The organism is Rhodococcus sp. Leaf247 (assembly GCF_001426185.1).
Taxonomy (GTDB): domain Bacteria; phylum Actinomycetota; class Actinomycetes; order Mycobacteriales; family Mycobacteriaceae; genus Rhodococcoides.
Window position 1 is genome coordinate 208,971 of sequence record NZ_LMRP01000001.1, and the last position, 17,637, is coordinate 226,607.

Consider the following 17,637-nt stretch of genomic DNA (forward strand, 5'->3'; position numbering starts at 1 on the left):
CCTCCTGCGTTGTCGTCCGTGTCAGGCCGGGTCGTCGACGGCCCGGAGGTGGGTCACGTCGCCCGCCGATACGGCGACAGGCGTGGAATCACCCGACTCCGGCACCACGACGATGCGGCCGTGCCGATCGATGTCCGTGGCACGTCCGAGCAACTCGACGTCGCCGGGCATGCTCACCCGTACGCGGCGGCCGAGGGTATCGCACCGGGTCCGGTACAGATCGGCGAGTGGTGCGGTGTCCCACCCCGTGTCCCGCCACTCGTCCATGGCCGACCCCATGGCCCGCAGGAACGCACGCACCAGCGTGCTGCGGTCGATCACGGTGGCGCCCGCGAGCTGCAAGGACGTCGCCGTGGGCACCGGCAGCTCGGCCTCGGTGAGACTGACGTTGATGCCCACACCCGACACGGCCGTCACGACAGGGTGGGTCGACGCGACCTCCACCAGGATGCCGGCGACCTTGCCCCCGCGACGCCGGGTGTCCCCCGGGGCAGCCACCGGGGTGTCGTCCTCGCGGATCAGGACGTCGTTGGGCCACTTCAGCACCGCATCCACCTCGGAGACGGATCGAACGACGTCCACGACCACGATTCCGGTGAGCAGGGGCAACCATCCCACGGACTCGGGGGCGATCCCGGGCAGCTTCAGCAGTGCCGACACGATGACCTGCGAACCCGCGGGCGCGGTGAAGGACCTCGAGTGACGGCCCCGGCCGTGGTCCTGGACGTCGGCGATCAACGCCGTGCGGTCGGCCGCGGTGGCTGCCGCTGCCAGCAGGTCCGCATTGGTGGACCCGGTGCGCCCGACGACGTCGACTCGCGACCACGACCCGCGCGGACCGTCGACGAGTGCGCGGCTGATGGCGCGCGCGTCGAGCGGAGGCCTGTCCAGGTTTTCCCACATGGGGCGAGCATAGAGAGGCACTCTCACGGCCACCCGCCGCGAAGTCTCACGAGCGGGACGCGACGAGCCGAGGCGACCCCTCCCGCATTCCGGGGGACGACGTCGATACAGTGCTGGTCTATGACGAGTGTTCAGGATGCGTCCGCGCAGGAATCAGTGGCTCGGGAAGAGACGGGGGCTGCCGCTCCCGACATCCACACCACTGCCGGCAAGCTGGCCGAGCTCGCCGCACGCCAGGCCCAGGCCGAGAAGCCGATGGGCGAGGCAGCCGTGGAGAAGGTGCACGCCAAGGGCAAGCTCACCGCCCGCGAACGCATCACCGCACTCCTCGACGAAGGCTCGTTCGTCGAACTCGACGCCCTCGCCCGCCACCGCTCCGTCAACTTCGGCCTCGCCGACAACCGCCCCTTCGGCGACGGCGTCGTCACCGGCTACGGCACCGTCGACGGCCGCGACATCTGCGTGTTCTCCCAGGACGCCACCGTCTTCGGCGGCAGCCTCGGCGAGATCTACGGCGAGAAGATCGTCAAGGTCATGGACCTCGCCCTCAAGACCGGACGCCCCCTCGTCGGCATCAACGAGGGCGCCGGCGCCCGCATCCAGGAAGGCGTTGTCTCCCTCGGCCTCTACGGCGAGATCTTCCACCGCAACGTCCGCATGTCCGGCGTCGTCCCCCAGATCTCCCTGATCATGGGACCCGCCGCCGGCGGACACGTCTACTCCCCGGCGCTGACCGACTTCGTCGTCATGGTCGACAAGACCTCCCAGATGTTCGTCACCGGACCCGACGTCATCAAGACCGTCACCGGCGAGTCCGTCACCATGGAAGACCTCGGCGGCGCCCACACCCACATGGAGAAGTCCGGCGTCGCCCACTACGTCGCCTCCGGCGAACAGGACGCCCTCGACTACGTCCGCGACCTCCTCGGTTACCTCCCCTCCAACAACCAGGCCACACCGCCCCGCCTGGCACCCTCGGACCCCATCGACGGCGCCATCGCCGACAACCTCACCGCCGAGGACCTCGAACTCGACACCCTGATCCCGGACTCGCCGAACACCCCGTACGACATGCACGAGGTCATCCGCCGCATCCTCGACGACGACGAATTCCTCGAGGTGCAGGAAGGGCGGGCCCGCAACATCATCGTCGGGTTCGGCCGCGTCGACGGGCGCAGCGTCGGCATCGTCGCCAACCAACCCACCGCGTTCGCCGGCACCCTCGACATCGACGCCTCCGAGAAGGCCGCCCGGTTCGTGCGCACCTGCGACTGCTTCAACATCCCGATCATCACCCTCGTCGACGTCCCCGGCTTCCTGCCCGGCACCGACCAGGAGTTCAACGGCATCATCCGCCGCGGCGCCAAACTGCTCTACGCCTACGGCGAGGCCACCGTCGGCAAGATCACCGTCATCACCCGCAAGGCCTACGGCGGCGCCTACGACGTCATGGGGTCCAAGCACATGGGCGCCGACCTCAACCTCGCCTGGCCCACCGCCCAGATCGCCGTCATGGGCGCCTCCGGCGCCGTCGGCTTCGTCTACCGCAAACGCCTCCTCGACGCCGCCAAGAACGGTGACGACGTCGACGCACTGCGCCTCGAACTGCAGAACGAGTACGAGGACACCCTCGTCAACCCGTACGTCGCCGCCGAACGCGGCTACGTCGACGCCGTCATCCCCCCGAGCCACACCCGCGGCCAGATCGTCACCGCACTGCGCCTGCTCGAACGCAAGATGGTCACCCTCCCCCCCAAGAAGCACGGCAACATCCCGCTCTGACCCACGGGTGTCCGCCGGGACTCACCAGAACGAGTGGTCCAGCGACCATCGAGTGAGCTCGGCGGACACCAGTGCGCGGACCGTGTAGGTGTCGCCCGCGTAGTCCGGGTGGATGCCGAACACGGTGACGGTGACCTTGTCGCCGTATTCCACGGCCCATGCCGCAATGGCGGGTCCCTGCTGTCGACGCTCGGCGGCGTCGCGGCCCTGCATGATCGCGCGGATGGCGAAGGATTCGGCGACCTGGTCGCCGAGTTCCAGTGCGCTCTGCGGAGCCGAGCCCAGGTTGCTCACCGTCGTGTCCGGACCCGGGACGGATTTCATCATCGTCCCGAGCACGCGGTCCGGCAGTAGCCGGGCAACCGGCTGCAGGTGTCGCTGAACGGAATCGTCCGCAGCAGCGTTGGCGGCGAACGCCGCTTTGCTCGACGCCCTGATCTCGCCGAGACCCCTCTCGGGTCCGATGGGACCGGGGACTCGGATCCACACTCCGCCCGAGGCGTTGGCTCGCTCGTCTCCGTCGGTTCTGTTGCTCACCGCGATGCAGATGCGCGTGCCCTCCGGCCCCATCGGGTAGCCGGTCGACCGCAGGAGACCACCGAGGATCGCAGTGAAGAGACTGTTGGGCGTTCCGCCGAGGTCGGCTGCTCGTCGGGCCCACTGCGCGCGGTCGAGGTCGACCACTGCCAGCGTCGTCTCGGAATCACGTGTGCCGACGGTCGGCTCGGTCGTCGGCGAGGCCGTCGGAACAGCGACCTCGGTCACGGCGGATCGGTCGAGCAGCGACTGTCGAAGTGCCGACGCGCCCGCGCGTACAGCGGCTCGCCCGATGACCGCGAGCGAGGTGAGCACAGCAGGAACCTGCTCGCCGACGTCACGCACGTCGTCGCGCACACCTTTCCATCCCGATACGTCCTCGGCGTCGAGAAGCGAGGACTGCACGCGACCCGCACGTGCTGCGTCGAGTGCCGCGTACACCGCCTGGCCGTCGGCGATCATGTGCGACACCAGCAAGGCCATCACGAAGCGACCCGACGTCGTGTGCGCGCACTCGACGGTGAACCCTCGGCCGGCTCTCGGATCGAGATCGACCGCCCGGAGGCGCTCATCCATCCAGTCGCCCACAGCGGCGTCGTCGATGGTGCCCGGTTCGATGCGCAACGGAGCGGGCCGGCGGGCTCGTACCCAGCGGTCGTGAGCGAGCGGAACGGACGCAGCCTTCACCTTTCGATCGAACGACCCCGCCGCGAGCGCATCGACGAGCGTCGCCACGACGTCGGCTCCGGGGTCCGCGGGAAAGATCCACATGTACTGGATCGGGGCAGTCCACCCGAACAGCCGCTCCGCCAGCGCGTAGGACTCGTCGGCGCCGGCGACCCGATCCGCGACGAGATCACCAGAACTCATGCTGCACACCCCAATCCGTCAGCTCTCCGGACAACGCGACTGTGAGGGCCCGAGCCGAGCCGACACGCGATTCGTCGAATCCCGCCACCGCGAAGGTGGCCCGGCCGTCCGATTCCAGGTACCACGACTGAACTCCTTCTCCGAAGCGCCGGGTCCCGTCCGGATCGACGTGTTGGGCCGTGCCCCGGAACGCGACCTTCGACGCCGGCACCGAGCCGATGTCGAGGAGTCCGTCGGCACGTCCGAGGTTGGATGCGACCACGTCCGGCATGCCGTTCTCCCCCGACATCACCAGTGCGGTGACCACCGACAGCGGCAGGATCTGCAGCAGCGGCTGCAGGTGGATCATGGCGGGTCGACGACCGGCGGACAGCGCGGCGAACGCGTCGCGGCACAGTCCTCGGATGTGCGTGAGTTCTCCGCCCGCGACAGGCCGCTCGGTCAACACGATCGACACGCCACCGGTCGCGTTCGCGCGGTCGTCGCCGGTGTCTCGGCGCAGGCTCATGGGTATGCCGACCTTCACCGGCAGCCCGTCGTCGGCGTAGCCGGTGGAGTAGAGCGCGCCGGCGACCACCGCCACGAACAACGAGTTCCGAGTTCCACCGTGCCGGTGCGCTGCCGCATCCCACGAGTCCAGGTCGACCGTGACGGTGGCCCAGGCGGGTTCTGCGCGAGGCGCCCTGACGTGCGCGGGTGTGCGCGTGATCGGAGGTGGCGCGGGGTCGTCGGTGGGACGGTCGTCGGTGGGACGGTCGTCGGTCGGACGGCTCCCACCGGGGCGCAGTGCGGCGACCACCGCGCGGCCGACACCCCCGGCCGCACCGACGATCTGGCCCACGGCGTCGACGACGTCGTCGACCACGAGCGGCAACCGGCGGGCCTGCGGCGGCGAGCTCTCGCGTCCGGTGATCGACACTCCCGCCGACACTGCCGCGGCCGTCATGGATCGACCGTCCGCCACCAGATGCAGACAGGTCAGTGACAGGGCCGTGCCGCCGGATCGAGTGCGCACCGACCGGACTGCCCAGCACCGTCCCTCCTCGGCATCGAGGTCCACCGTCTCGAGTTCCCGACGTGCCCACACCTCGACGGCGTCGTCGTCGATCGGCTCGTCGTCGACCCGTGCAGCGGGAGTAACGGGCGAGCGTTCCCACCTCGGCCTGGCCAGTGGTACCCGTGACCGGACGATCCTCCGATGGAGTGGGCCGGCGGACAACGCGGAGACGACAGCGTGGACGTCGTTCTCCGGCAACCCCTGCGGCCACGTCCACACGAGTTGGAGCACGACGTCCCACCCGAAGGCCTCGGACAGGAACCAGTAGGTGAAGTCCTGGTCCTGGAGTCTGGTCATGTCGAGGCTCCGGACTGCGCCTCGGTACGGCGGGTCGCCGACTCCACGAGGTCCGCAGCGCGCGCCGCGGCGACCTCCGGCGCAATCATGGCGTCCGACAGGGCGCGTGCTGCTTCCTGTGCGTCCGGCGAGAGAGCTACGCGCAGAGCACGATCCATCGTGTCGGCCGTGACGGACGACGCGGGAAGAGTGGCGCCGCACGACTGTTCGACGATGCGACGCCCCCAGAACGGTTGATCCGAGGCCACCGAGCACACGACGGTGGGCTTGCCGGCGCGGATGCCGGCGGCCGTACTCCCGGCGCCGCCGTGATGGATTACCGCTCGGCACCGTGGGAACACCGCCTCGTGGTCCAGCGAGCCGCCGACCAGGAGGTGTCCCCCGTCGTCCGTCGAGCCCGCGTCGTCGGAGAAGTCGCCCGCGTCGTTCCATCCGACGCTGACGAGCGCCCGGACTCCCGAGCGATCGCATGCCTGTCGGACGGCCGCGACCATCGCTGCGGGATCTTTCACGGGCATCGACCCGAACCCCACGTACACGGGCGGCGGACCGGCAGCGAGCCAGGTCTCGAGTTCCGCCGTCACGGTGCCGGGGTCGGCGGTCGCTCGGAGCGCGGACGGCATGTCCAGGAATCCTGCGAAGGGCCTCGTCTGCGCCCAGTCACGCTGCAGGTCCGGGCAGAACGCGGGGTCGTAGGCCTGGATCTCTATCGCCCCGTACTCCGCCATCCGACGCGGCAGAGGTGTCGACACGGTTCCGAGGCCGAGTCCGCGGCGCAGGACGTTCTCCCGATGGCACGTTGCCGCCCACAGCGCTGTGTCGACGACGGACCACGCGAGGGGTGTCACGACGCGCGGCAGGGATTCCGCACCGGGAATCGGCGAGTACCGCGAGTTCGACCGCACCGGTGCGTGATGCACCGCGACCAGCCCGGCGCCGAACCGCTGCGCGAGCGGCAACGCGATCTGCTCGGTAGTGATACCGGTCAGGAGGACGTCGGGCCGAACGGAGTCCATCACGTCGGTCAGCTCCCGCACCATCTGATCCCACCCGAAGTTCCACAATCGGGCGACCGCCCGTGCGCGGTCGGCCACGGACCCCTGCGAGACGCCGTGACGGACCAGGTCCGAGTTCATGTGTTCACGGGTGTCGTACCCGAACGGGACGGTCTCGAGACCCGCTCCGCGTGCGAAGGAGACGAGGTTGGGAGGGACGGCCATCACCACTTCGTGACCGCGCAGGGCGAGTTCCGCTCCGAGCACCACGGCGGGCTGGACATCACCCCTGGTGCCGCTGACGGCCATCACGATCTGCACTGCGCGACCCCCTCGATCATCGATCTCGTCCCTGCGTTCTCGGCGGACATGACCGGCAGATGAACACGTCGAGAATGGTTGCGCGCTCCACGGCGCGCTTGTTCGATTCCATTCGTAGCCCATGTGGGCGAGTCTGGGTAACCGACCGGTTTTCGTACCGACCACAGGATCGCACGGCTGCTCCGATCCTGCGTCACAAGTGTCGGGACATCCCTATTGGTATGTCCGACAGCCGTATTGCGTGAATCGCGAGGTCACGGTGCCGTACGTCCGTGCCATGTCCTCACCGACGCATCCGCAACTCGGAGAAGGAGACACTCGTCACCCTCGCCTGCAACTGTGGGGTGCGACGTCACGATTGGCGAGGTCCCCACATCTCTGCAATGGTCGTCCCCAGACAGTTCGCGAAGGTCATGATGTGCCGCCGAGATGCGGAGGGGGGCGCGAGAGATGAAGTTGACATTGGCCTTCCACGGAAGCAGAGGAGACGTCCAGCCCGGTATCGCACTGGGTGTGGAACTCGAAAAACGCGGCCACGACGTGGTTCTCGCCGTACCGCCCAACATGGTGGAGTTCGCGTCACGCTCGGGGCTCGACGCCCGGCCCTGCGGAGTGGACACCGCGCAACTCCTCGCGTCGCCTGTGGTCCAGCGGGACATGAACTCGCGCAACCCGATCCGTCGACTCGCCGCGATCACGGAGATGACCGTCGGCGGAGGTCGTCTCGCCCGTCGGCAACTGCTCACGTACACAGAGGATTCCGCGGCGATCATCGGCGGAAGCGTCGGGCAGGAGAGTGCGCTCGACGTGGCCGATCTCCGCGGCGTCCCGTACGTACCGGTGCATTTCTGCCCGGTGCGCCGTAACGGCAGCGTCTCGATCCTCCCCCTCCCCCGGTGGAGTCCTCCGTGGATGCACCGAGCCGGCTGGACGGCGCTGGACCGCATCCTGCGACTGGCGTCTCGACGCGCCGACAACCGACTTCGACGCGAACTCGGGCTCGCTCCGATGTCGACCAGCATCGCTGTCGGACTGGCACGTTCGGGTGTGACCGAAATACAGGCCTACGACGTCGAACTGTTCCCCGGCCTCGACAGCGAGTGGGGATCTCGTCGTCCGCTCACAGGATTTCTCGGACCCGACGAGGCCACCCGGCGTGCGATGGACAACGGTAGGGAGCCCCTGCCCGAAGATCTCCGAGCCTGGCTGCGGTCGGGACCCGCACCCGTGTACGTCGGCTTCGGCAGTATGTCCGTACCCGGCGGCCCCGCCACCGTGGACACCATCGTCTCGGCGGTGCGCCGCGCAGGACGCCGTGTCGTGATCGCCGGAGGCTGGGCCGACATCGGATCGCGCGAGTCAGCCGACGTCGTGACCATCGGAAGCGTCGACCACACGGCCCTGTTCCCCCTGTGCGAGGCCGTCGTTCATCACGGTGGAGCTGGGTCGACCGCAGCCGGGCTCCGTGCTGGCCGACCCACGCTGGTGTGCCACGTAGGCGCGGACCAGCCGATGTGGGGACGGCGTGTCGTCGCGGCCGGTGTGGGTGCCGCCGTCCCCGCGTCGGGCATCACCGACACCCGACTCGATGCAGCGCTGACCGTCGTTCTCGACCCTCGGATACGCGACACCGCAACGACTCTGGCCACGAGGTTGGTCCCCGCGGCCGACGCGGTGGACCGGTGCGCCGATCTGGTCGACCATGCCACCGCCCACACACCACGATTGCGAGTGACCTGACATGCCGAGGTCGACCTATTCCTCCCCGGGCATCGGCGACGCCGTGCCCATGTTCACCCGGTCCCTCTCCGTCGTCGTACCGGCGTTCGACGAGGCCGACTGCATCGGCCTGTGCCTCGACCTGCTGTGCGAGCAACTGGACTGCATCACCGAGATCATCGTCGTCGACAACAATTCGACGGACGACACCGGAGACATCGTCAAGCGTCGTGCAGCCGATCACCCCGAGATCCGCTACATGACGGAGACGCAGCAAGGACTGGTGTTCGCGCGCAACGCCGGGCTCGACGCCGCGTCCGGGGACATCGTCGCCCGCATCGACGCGGACACCCGGGTGCCCCCGGACTGGGCGGCCACCGTTCTGGCCTTCTTCGAGGACGACGTCGACGGCGCCTGGGCCGCAGCCTGTGGTCGCGGCGAGGCGTACGACCTGCCCTACGGCGACGCGGCAGCACGGCTGAAGAGTCGATTGTCCCCGTTGGCGCGACGCACACCGTCGACGCCCGAGGTGCGGGACGTGCCGGTCCTCTACGGCTCCAACATGATTCTGCGTCAGGAGACGTGGAAGGCGATTCGCGACGGCGTGTCCCTGCGACGCGACGTCTTCGAGGATGTCGACATGGGGCTGTGCGTCCAGGAGACCGGAGGGCGCAATGCCTTCCTGCCGTCGATCACCGTCGGTGTGTCGCCGCGACGCATGGAATCGGGAATGCGGTCCTTCGTCCGCTACATGGCCTGTCTGCCCAGAACCCTGCTCCTGCACCGCCGATATGCGCTGGCGCTGGGTGCGCTGACTCTCTACGTCCCGGCCGTGTCCGTTCTGCATGTCTGTCGCCTGATCATGATCCGCGCGTACGACAAGGACACCGGAACCTTCTCGCCGGCCGGCGTCCTGCGGCCGCGCGTCGATCGCGCGATGCCCTGACGCGAGCGTCATCTCGACCCGAACGGATGTGAGACGACCATGAAGTTCACCGAACTCGCCGACTACCCGCTTCCGCGTGGAGTGGTCACCGAATGGATTCCGGCCGTCACGTCGGCCGATCGCTGGAGCGAGGACCATCGCCCGCTCGCCTATACGCACGAGGAGCATTGCCGACACAGCCTGGCCAAAGCGGCCACCGGCACGTCGGAGGACGTCGGCGCGTCGTGGATCGGTGCGGTGTTCGAGATCCACGAGCGCTACGACCCCGTCCTGCTGCGACGTGCGCTGACGACGTGGACCTCGCGACACGAAACCTTCCGCTCGACCGTGTCCGCGGACGGTACCGAGTCCGACGGGTCGGTCCGGCTGAGCCGCTCGACCGTCGCGGCGGACGCCGTCGATGTGGTGCCGCGAGTCGTCGGACGACGGCGCTCGGGCTCCGATGTCCACGACCACGTGGTGTCCTTCTTCGGGCGCACTCTCTCGCCCTTCCGCTGGCCCCACTGCCTCGTCGCAACGGTCGACGACATCCTCGTCACCGACGAGCCGGGCGAGAAGTTCCTTCTCGTCTTCGGTGCCGACCACTCGGTCATGGATGCCTACTCGATGCTGCTGGCGGTCAGCGAGCTACGACGACTCTACGAATTCGAGGTGCACGGTCGGGATCCACGACTGACCGAGACCGCGAGCCATGTCGACTTCAGTGTGCTGGACCGTCGGACGGGCGACGGCCTCACCGTCGACCACGAGGTCGTGCAGACGTGGTCGTCCTTCCTCGGCGAGACCGGGTTTCCGCGCTTCCCGCTCGACGTTTCGACCGACAGGCCCTGCGCTGCACGCCAGAGCAGTCTGTCGACGGACATACTGTCGGCGGATCTCACCGACGACCTGGCTCGGCGCAGCCGATCCGACGGCGCATCGATGACCGCAGCGCTCGTGGCAGCCATGACTCTCGCGACGCGCGATCTGACGGGTACCCGACGCCTGCGTTTCGCCATGCCGATGCACACTCGTTTCGAGCCGCGCTTCGCAGAGTCGATCGGGTGGTACGTCGGTGTGGTCCCTGTCGACGTCCACATCGACTCACAGTCCGATTTCACCGATGCGCTGCACAGGGCCGTCGCCGGTCTGGATGCGGTGAAAGGTTATGCCCGACAGCCGTACTCGAAGGTAGCTCGACTGCTGGGTATCGATTCGGTGCCGCAGTTCGTGGTGTCCTACCTGGATCTGCGACACACTCCCGATGCCGAGTCGTGGCCGTTGTGGAACACCCGCACCCTGCGCAGCGCCACCGCCTCACGCGACGAGGTGTACCTCTGGATCCTGCGAACACCGCGAGGGCTGAACGTCTCGGCGCGTTTTCCCGGACACGAGATCGCCGTCGACCGGGTACATGCGTTCGTCTCCCGGCTGCAGGCAGTGCTTCACGACGTCGTCGGAGCCGGACCGCTGGAGCGGACAGCGCCGCAGACCGTCGTCGAGAGCGTGCGCGCATGATCATCACCGCCTTGCGCAACTGGGCACCGCAACCGGGCGCGCTGATCGAATGGCATCCGCATCCGGACGTCGTCCCGCTCGTGGAGGCAGCCGCCGTGGACCCGGTGCCCCCGTCGTTCCTGCAGGAGAACCACGTCCGCGGAGTCGAGAGCGCTGCCGACCGCGGCGCCGTCCACACCGCATACCTCGGTTCGGCCACGGAGATCTCCGGCGACCTCGACATCGACGCTCTGACACGCGCGTTCGAGGCGTTCCTGGTGCGGCACGACGCCCTCCGGACCAGCTTCGACGTGGCCGACGGATCCGTCGTCCGTCGCCGGGTCCCACTCGCCGCCGTTCGATTGCAGGCTCGGACCGTGGGTAGTTTCGCCGAGCAGGAGGAGTTCCTCGACTACGTGCGCGCCCGGTTGTCCCGGGACGCCACTCCCCTGAGCTGGCCCGCGGTGGCCTTCGGCGCTGTGACCCGCGCCGGCAGTTTCACGCTGTACTACGGCGCCGATCACGCGTTCTCCGACGGCGCGTCCCAGGTCATCGTCCTCTCGGAACTCGCGGACCTCTACCGCGCGGAGATCACCGGCACACCGGCCACCGACCTCTCGGCATGGACGGGGAGCTTCGTCGACTACGTCGGCATCGAGAACGACATCGCACGCGGTATCGGCCCGGACTCCCCGGAGTTGGCGGAGTGGACCGATGTCGTCACCTCGCACGGCGGGTCGATGCCGTCGTTCCCTCTCGACCTGGGCTTGGCGCCGGGCGAGACCGCACCTGTCGAGCCGATCGAGATGGACCTGCTCGACGCCGAAGAAGCCGCAGCGTTCGAGGACGTGTGCCGCGCCGCGGGCGGCAAGTTCGTCACCGGACTCTTCGCAGCCGTCGCCATCACCGACCACGAACTCGCGGGACGCGACGTCTACGCCGGAATCACCGTGTTGGGAACTCGGCACCTCGGCGACTTCGCCCTGTCGCAGGGATGGTTCTGCAACTTCGCACCCGTGACGTTCCCGGTGGTGGGGGCACCCGATTTCGACGCCGTGATCGGGCGGGCAGTGGAGGCGTACCGTCGTACCAAAGCCACGGCGGCAGCACCGATCGGACGGGTGCTGCAACTCCTCGTGGAATCGGGAGCAGGAGGAGCCGGCGTGGCATCGAGTCCGCACCTGTTGTCCTACATCGACTTCCGATGGTTCCCCAGCCACGGGTCGGAGGCCGACCGCTCCGCGATCCTTTTCACCGGAGAAGGCCGCACCTCGAACGCCTCGATGTGGTTCAACCGAGACGAGCGTCACTTCTACCTCGGCTCGCAGACCCCCGCGACTCCGTTCGCGCAGGAGCAGGTCTCGCGCTACCACCACCATCTGCGGACAGTTCTGCGCACGATCGCCCGTGACGGCGCGTACGTCCTCGGCGCGACACGGGAGTCCGTCCAGTGCGGGTGATCGGCATCGACGACTGGTCGCCTCGACCGGGCACGGTCATGCAGTGGACTGTGCATGCCGCCGAGCCGCCGCGTACCTCGGACGTTCCACCGTCCTTCAATCAGAGTGCTCACCTCGCCGACACCGAGGACGGAAGTACCTGGCTCGCAGCGGCGTTCGACGTGATCGGCCCCGTCGACGTCACCGCCCTCGAACGAGCACTCGCCGCCCTGATCAGCCGTCACGAGTCGCTGCGAACCGGATTCGTGCGTACCCGCGACGGTATGTCCCGCGTCGTGCACGGCCGGGACGCCCTGGGACTGCTGCGCGGGACGGACGTCGCCGTCACCACGTCGACCAGAGCGCGCGAGGTCCTGCGGAGCGCGTCGAGAGAAGCGTGCGAACCGTTCTCGGCCCCCGCGTTCACGTTCGCCGCGATCGACAGGTCCGACACGTCGACCGTCGTCGCCGCGTTCGACCACGCCCACGTCGACGCGTACTCCCTTGCCGTCGTCATCGACGAGATCCGTCGTGTGTATCTCGGGGACACCGTGGACGACCCGGAACCCGGAAGCTTCGTCGACTACTGCCTGCTCGAATCCACCTCTGCCGCGGTCCGTCTCGATGATCCGCGGGTGGTGTCCTGGGTGGAGTTCCTCCGCGCCCGCGGCGGCGCCCCACCTCAGTTCCCGCTGGATCTCGGCGTGCCGCCGGGAAGGACCGACCGCTGCGCCATCCGCGTGGACACGCTGATGTCGACGGACGAGGCCGCCTCGTTCGAAGCCTGCTGCCGGGAGGAGGGCGCGAGCCTGTACGCCGGGGTGCTCTCCGCGATGGCGCACGCAGTGCGCGATCTGGGCGGCGGTTCGACACTGCCGTTGCTCTTCCCGTTGCACACCCGCACGATCGACGCGTGGCGGTCCGCCGTCGGGTGGTTCGTCACCAACGCACCTCTCGACGTCGTCGTCGAGAACGACATGCTCGCCACCATCCGTCGGACCGGACCCGACCTACGGCGCGCGGTCGACCTGGGCGCTGTGCCGATCCCCCGCGTCGTCGAAGCCGCCGGTGGCCTGAACCGGCCGCGCAAGAACGTCTTCATGGTCTCGTACGTGGACTACCGACGGCTACCCGGCCACGAGGAGATGCGCGCGGTGGATGCCCATCACATCTCGAACGTGACGGTCGCCGACGACGCCCAGTTCTGGATCTCTCGGACCGTGGAGGGGATCGCTCTGCGATCGCGGTTCCCCGACAACCCGACGGCCCGCAGAACCGTCGAGAGCTTTCTGCGCGTCGTCCGCGAGCACATCGCGGCGTGCACCGCGAGCCTGCCCGCGCTGGCAGTGACATAAAGTCGGCACCGGACACGGACAGATCCCGAATCCGGACGACGCGAGGAGAACATCGGTGAGTGAAGCGGACGATCGGCCCGAGAACGACCGGCCCGTCACGGACGATGCGGTCGCTGCGCCGTTCCTGCGCGTCGAACGCGGCAACCCCACCGACGAGGATCTCGCGGCCTTGGTCGCCGTCCTGTCCGCCGCAGCCGCGGACAGCGGGCCCGCCGAGGTTCCCGTCCGCGACCACTGGGGTCGGCCGGAGACGATGCACCGGCCGGACACGGCCTTCTCGCCGTACGCCTTCGGTTCCGGAGTCCGCTGACCCCGATGGCCGTTCGTCTCGTTCTGGCCTCGCGATCCCCCGCACGGCTGGCCGTGCTGCGTGCTGCCGGCATGGACCCCGTCGTGCGTGTCTCCGATGTCGACGAGGATGCAGTCGCCGCCGCGCTTCCCGATTCCTCCCCGGACTCCGTCGTCGTCACCGAGCTCGCTGCTGCCAAGGCCGCTGTGATCGCCGATTCCCTGGACAGCGATCTCGCTGTCGGCACCGTCGTGATCGTCGGCTGCGATTCGATGCTGGCCATCGGCGGCGAGCTGGTCGGCAAACCCCACGACATCGAGGTCGCCCGACAACGCTGGGCCGTGATGGCGGGGAACAGCGGAAGCCTGCTGACAGGCCACTGCGTCCTGCGTGTCGACGACGGCGTGGTCACGGCCCGGAGCTCGGCGCACTGCTCCACCGTCGTGCACTTCTCGACTCCGGATCCGGCGGACCTCGAGGCATACCTGCACTCCGGTGAACCGATGACCGTCGCGGGTGCGTTCACACTCGACGGCCTCGGCGGGTGGTTCGTCGACGGCATCGAAGGCGATCCGTCGTCCGTGATCGGCATCGGACTGCCCCTGGTCCGCAGGCTGCTCGCGGAGGTCGGCGTGTCCGTGGCCGAGCTCTGGGCCGCGACGCGGGCATCGGGCGACTGACACCCGACCGGCGCGCGACCTAGGATCGGAAGCGACACCCGGCCTCGGCCGACCATCGCTGACAATCTCAGGAGTCGCACGTGCCCGTCGCGCCAGATCCCCACCCCGCCTTCGCGTCGTTCGCGCACCCCGAGCGGCTCGTCACGACGCAGTGGCTGTCCGCCAACATCGGCACACCGGGGCTCAAGGTCGTCGAATCCGACGAGGACGTCCTGCTCTACGACGTCGGCCACATCCCCGGCGCCGTCAAGATCGACTGGCACCTCGACCTCAACGACCCGGTCACTCGCGACTACGTCGACGGCGCAGCGTTCGCCGATCTGATGAACCGCAAGGGAATCTCCCGCGAGGACACCGTCGTCATCTACGGCGACAAGAGCAATTGGTGGGCCGCCTACGCCCTCTGGGTCTTCACCCTGTTCGGCCACGAGGACGTGCGGTTGCTCGACGGAGGTCGCGACGCCTGGCTGGCGGAGAACCGGGACACCACGCTCGACGTTCCCGAGACCTCCGTCTCCGGCAGCTACCCCGTCGTCGAGCGCGACGACGCAGCGATCCGCGCGTTCAAGGACGACGTCCTCGCCCACCTCGGATCGGGACCGCTGGTCGACGTCCGGTCCCCCGCCGAGTACACCGGCGAGCGCACCCACATGCCCGACTACCCGGACGAGGGTGCCTTGCGCGGCGGTCACATCCCGTCCGCAGTGAGCATCCCGTGGGCGAAGGCCGCAGCTCCCGACGGACGCTTCAAGTCCCGCGACCAGCTCGACGAGGTGTACGCCGACGTGTCGTCCGACGCCGAGGTCATCGCCTACTGCCGCATCGGCGAGCGCTCGAGCCACACCTGGTTCGTGCTCACGCACCTCCTCGGATACTCGAACGTCCGCAACTACGACGGTTCGTGGACGGAGTGGGGCAACGCGGTCCGCACACCCATCGCCCGCGGCGAGGAGCCCGGGGTACTGCAGTGACCGGCGCTCTTCCCGCTCCCCTCGCGGAGATCGTCGAGGACTTCGGTGCCGTCGAGGGTCAGGACAAGATCACTCTGCTGCTCGAGTTCAGCAACGAACTCCCCGCGCTTCCTGCCGGACTCGAGCAGGCGGCGATGGAGCCGGTGCCGGAGTGCCAGTCGCCGCTGTTCCTGTCCGTCGACTCGTCCGACCGTTCGGCGGTGCGGCTGTTCTTCAGCGCTCCGCCGGAGGCACCGACCACCCGCGGGTTCGCGTCGATCCTCGCGCAGGGGCTCGACGGCCTGCCGGCGGACGACATCCTCGGGGTACCGGACGACTTCTACACCGAGTTGGGGCTCGCCGACACTGTGAGTCCCCTACGGCTGCGCGGAATGTCGGCGATGTTGAGTCGGGTGAAGAAGCATCTTCGCGGCTGAGAGCGTCGATATGTACTGACAATCTCGGTCTCGGCGGTAGACTGAGGTACCGAGAGCGCAGTCCGTCAGGGGTCGCGCGCCGGGTGTGGGAGGGGCAGTCCCGAAAGTGGAGTTCACCGAGCTGGTCGACTACCCGATCCCGGCAGGCACCATCACCGAGTGGATTCCCAGTGTCGGACCGCATGCCTCCACCCCCGAGGACGCCGGGTGGCTCGAGGACGACCGGCCCACGTCGTTCGTTCACGAAGCCCACCTGCGGCGGACCATCGCCGATCCGTCCGCCGGCCGCGAGTCGTGGCTCGGAACGGCGTTCGACATCCCCGGCACCCTGGACAAGGCGGCGTTCCGGCGGGCCGTCCTGGCGTGGATCGACCGCCACGAGGGCATGCGCTCCAATGCCACGATCGACCCGGACAGCGGGGTTCTGTCGCGGGTCACGGCCCCCGTGGGTGCCACCGACATATGGGTGATCCAGCAGGACGAGTGCACGCGCGCCGACGAGGTGTACGAACATCTCCAGCATCTGTTCGACGAGTACACCTCGCCGCTGGTGTGGCCGTCGTACGCGTTCGTGACCCTCGAGCCCCGTTCGACCGACGACGTTCCCGACCACGTCACGGTGTTCTTCGCGGCCGACCACTCGATCATCGACGGTCTCTCCATCGTGCTCATCGCGCACGAGTTGACCCGGCTGTACGAGGAGGAGACGACCGGCGTCCACGCCGGTCTGTTCCCCACCGGCAGCTACCTCGATTTCGGTGAACTCGAACGCACCCTGTGCAGCGGCGTCGATCACACACACGACGCCGCTGTGGAGTGGTCTCGATTCCTCGCCGAGAACGGCGGGCAGTTCCCGTCGTTCCCTCTGGACATCGGCCCCGCTCCCGAGGTCCGGGTCCCGCAGAACGGGCTGTCCGCCTGGATCATGACGCCGGAGGAAGCCGAGTCGTTCACCGTCGCATGCCGTAAGACGGGGCCCGGGTTCCTCGCCGGCTTGATGGCGGCGATGGGCGCGGCGTCCTACGCCGTGTCGGGGGCACCCCGCTTCCGGACCGTCACCCCGATGCACACCCGGCACGACCCGTCGTGGGCCGCATCCCTCGGATGGTTCGTCGGGGTCGCTCCGCTCGCGTTCGACGTCGCCGACGGTGAATCGTTCGGCGACCTGGTCGTGCGCGCCGGATCGGAACTGGCCCGTACCAAACCGGTATCGAAGGTGCCGTTCGATCTGATCGCCGATGCCACCGGCGTCGACGTGCTGCCGCGGTTCGTCGTGTCGTTCATGGACGTCCGCTTCGCTCCGGACGCCCGCACGTGGCCCGACATCAACGCGCGAGCTCTCCGCAGCAAGAAGTACGACCACGACGTCTACCTGTGGATCCATCGCACGCCGCAGGGCGTCAACATCTCCTCACGGTTCGCCGGCACCGAGGTCGCTGCCGCCGCGGTGCACCGGTTCGTCGGCGAGCTGAGGGCCGTGCTGACCGCGGTCGCGAGCACGGGGACATACCTGGTGCACGCGCCGGAAACACCCCACCTAGACTCCGAAACAAGGATGTCCATCTAATCTCGTGGGCGAGAACC

At 68.5% G+C, this 17,637-nt stretch carries 15 protein-coding genes; 11 read left to right on the forward strand and 4 right to left on the reverse strand.

Features of this window, described 5'->3' with window-relative positions; all coding sequences use genetic code 11:
* Positions 1–21: 21 nt before the first annotated feature.
* On the reverse strand, positions 22–903 hold the full coding sequence (locus tag ASG64_RS00955; RefSeq protein ID WP_056069199.1) for a biotin--[acetyl-CoA-carboxylase] ligase: 882 nt from the start codon (positions 901–903) through the stop codon (positions 22–24).
* Positions 904–1,023: 120 nt separating this feature from the next.
* On the opposite strand from ASG64_RS00955, the gene ASG64_RS00960 reads away from it, so the two are divergent.
* On the forward strand, positions 1,024–2,685 hold the full coding sequence (locus ASG64_RS00960; RefSeq protein WP_056069202.1) for an acyl-CoA carboxylase subunit beta: 1,662 nt from the start codon (positions 1,024–1,026) through the stop codon (positions 2,683–2,685).
* Between the two features lie 21 nt (positions 2,686–2,706).
* Here ASG64_RS00960 and ASG64_RS00965 read toward each other — a convergent pair whose 3' ends face one another.
* From ASG64_RS00965 to ASG64_RS00975, 3 genes are read right to left on the reverse strand one after another with little or no spacing between them, the layout of a single operon-like run.
* Positions 2,707–4,092, reverse strand: a complete 1,386-nt coding sequence (locus tag ASG64_RS00965) for a hypothetical protein (protein WP_056069206.1) — start codon at positions 4,090–4,092, stop codon at positions 2,707–2,709.
* On the reverse strand, positions 4,079–5,446 hold the full coding sequence (locus ASG64_RS00970) for a hypothetical protein (protein ID WP_056069209.1): 1,368 nt from the start codon (positions 5,444–5,446) through the stop codon (positions 4,079–4,081). The genes ASG64_RS00965 and ASG64_RS00970 overlap by 14 nt, the downstream gene beginning before the upstream one ends.
* Positions 5,443–6,762, reverse strand: a complete 1,320-nt coding sequence (locus ASG64_RS00975; RefSeq protein WP_056069213.1) for a glycosyltransferase — start codon at positions 6,760–6,762, stop codon at positions 5,443–5,445. Before ASG64_RS00975 ends, ASG64_RS00970 begins: the two co-directional genes overlap by 4 nt.
* Before the next feature lie 450 nt (positions 6,763–7,212).
* Between ASG64_RS00975 and ASG64_RS00980 the strand changes: the two genes are divergently transcribed.
* The 10 genes from ASG64_RS00980 to ASG64_RS01025 all read left to right on the forward strand — a co-directional run bounded on the left by ASG64_RS00980 (position 7,213) and on the right by ASG64_RS01025 (position 17,620).
* Positions 7,213–8,502 carry a glycosyltransferase gene (locus ASG64_RS00980; RefSeq protein ID WP_056069216.1) on the forward strand — a complete coding sequence of 430 codons (1,290 nt, stop codon included), beginning with the start codon at positions 7,213–7,215 and terminating at the stop codon, positions 8,500–8,502.
* A 1-nt stretch (position 8,503) separates the two neighbouring features.
* Positions 8,504–9,427, forward strand: coding sequence for a glycosyltransferase (locus tag ASG64_RS00985; RefSeq protein ID WP_235579449.1), 924 nt, complete (start codon positions 8,504–8,506; stop codon positions 9,425–9,427).
* 39 nt (positions 9,428–9,466) lie between these two features.
* On the forward strand, positions 9,467–10,924 hold the full coding sequence (locus ASG64_RS00990; protein ID WP_056069219.1) for a condensation domain-containing protein: 1,458 nt from the start codon (positions 9,467–9,469) through the stop codon (positions 10,922–10,924).
* Positions 10,921–12,363, forward strand: a complete 1,443-nt coding sequence (locus ASG64_RS00995) for a condensation domain-containing protein (RefSeq protein WP_056069222.1) — start codon at positions 10,921–10,923, stop codon at positions 12,361–12,363. Before ASG64_RS00990 ends, ASG64_RS00995 begins: the two co-directional genes overlap by 4 nt.
* Complete coding sequence (locus ASG64_RS01000) at positions 12,360–13,697, forward strand: condensation domain-containing protein (RefSeq protein ID WP_156389126.1); 1,338 nt, start codon at positions 12,360–12,362, stop codon at positions 13,695–13,697. The genes ASG64_RS00995 and ASG64_RS01000 overlap by 4 nt, the downstream gene beginning before the upstream one ends.
* A 55-nt stretch (positions 13,698–13,752) precedes the next feature.
* Positions 13,753–14,007 (forward strand): acyl-CoA carboxylase subunit epsilon, encoded by a 255-nt coding sequence (locus tag ASG64_RS01005; protein ID WP_052493113.1) that lies wholly within the window; start codon positions 13,753–13,755, stop codon positions 14,005–14,007.
* Between the two features lie 5 nt (positions 14,008–14,012).
* Positions 14,013–14,666, forward strand: a complete 654-nt coding sequence (locus ASG64_RS01010; RefSeq protein WP_042573194.1) for a Maf family protein — start codon at positions 14,013–14,015, stop codon at positions 14,664–14,666.
* Between the two features lie 80 nt (positions 14,667–14,746).
* On the forward strand, positions 14,747–15,637 hold the full coding sequence (locus ASG64_RS01015) for a sulfurtransferase (RefSeq protein ID WP_056069227.1): 891 nt from the start codon (positions 14,747–14,749) through the stop codon (positions 15,635–15,637).
* Positions 15,634–16,053 (forward strand): SufE family protein, encoded by a 420-nt coding sequence (locus ASG64_RS01020; RefSeq protein WP_042573192.1) that lies wholly within the window; start codon positions 15,634–15,636, stop codon positions 16,051–16,053. Before ASG64_RS01015 ends, ASG64_RS01020 begins: the two co-directional genes overlap by 4 nt.
* Before the next feature lie 106 nt (positions 16,054–16,159).
* The gene (locus tag ASG64_RS01025) at positions 16,160–17,620 is read left to right on the forward strand and encodes a condensation domain-containing protein (protein ID WP_042573191.1); all 1,461 of its coding nucleotides are present in this window, start codon (positions 16,160–16,162) and stop codon (positions 17,618–17,620) included.
* The last annotated feature ends 17 nt before the right edge of the window (positions 17,621–17,637 follow it).

Coding starts and splice junctions, on each gene's coding strand:
- ASG64_RS00955 (WP_056069199.1), bottom strand. CDS start 903: ATGTGGGAAAACCTGGACAGGCCTCCGCTCGACGCGCGCGCCATCAGC.
- ASG64_RS00990 (WP_056069219.1), top strand. CDS start 9,467: ATGAAGTTCACCGAACTCGCCGACTACCCGCTTCCGCGTGGAGTGGTC.
- ASG64_RS00960 (WP_056069202.1), top strand. CDS start 1,024: ATGACGAGTGTTCAGGATGCGTCCGCGCAGGAATCAGTGGCTCGGGAA.
- ASG64_RS00970 (WP_056069209.1), bottom strand. CDS start 5,446: ATGACCAGACTCCAGGACCAGGACTTCACCTACTGGTTCCTGTCCGAG.
- ASG64_RS00985 (WP_235579449.1), top strand. CDS start 8,504: ATGCCGAGGTCGACCTATTCCTCCCCGGGCATCGGCGACGCCGTGCCC.
- ASG64_RS00965 (WP_056069206.1), bottom strand. CDS start 4,092: ATGAGTTCTGGTGATCTCGTCGCGGATCGGGTCGCCGGCGCCGACGAG.
- ASG64_RS00995 (WP_056069222.1), top strand. CDS start 10,921: ATGATCATCACCGCCTTGCGCAACTGGGCACCGCAACCGGGCGCGCTG.
- ASG64_RS01010 (WP_042573194.1), top strand. CDS start 14,013: ATGGCCGTTCGTCTCGTTCTGGCCTCGCGATCCCCCGCACGGCTGGCC.
- ASG64_RS00980 (WP_056069216.1), top strand. CDS start 7,213: ATGAAGTTGACATTGGCCTTCCACGGAAGCAGAGGAGACGTCCAGCCC.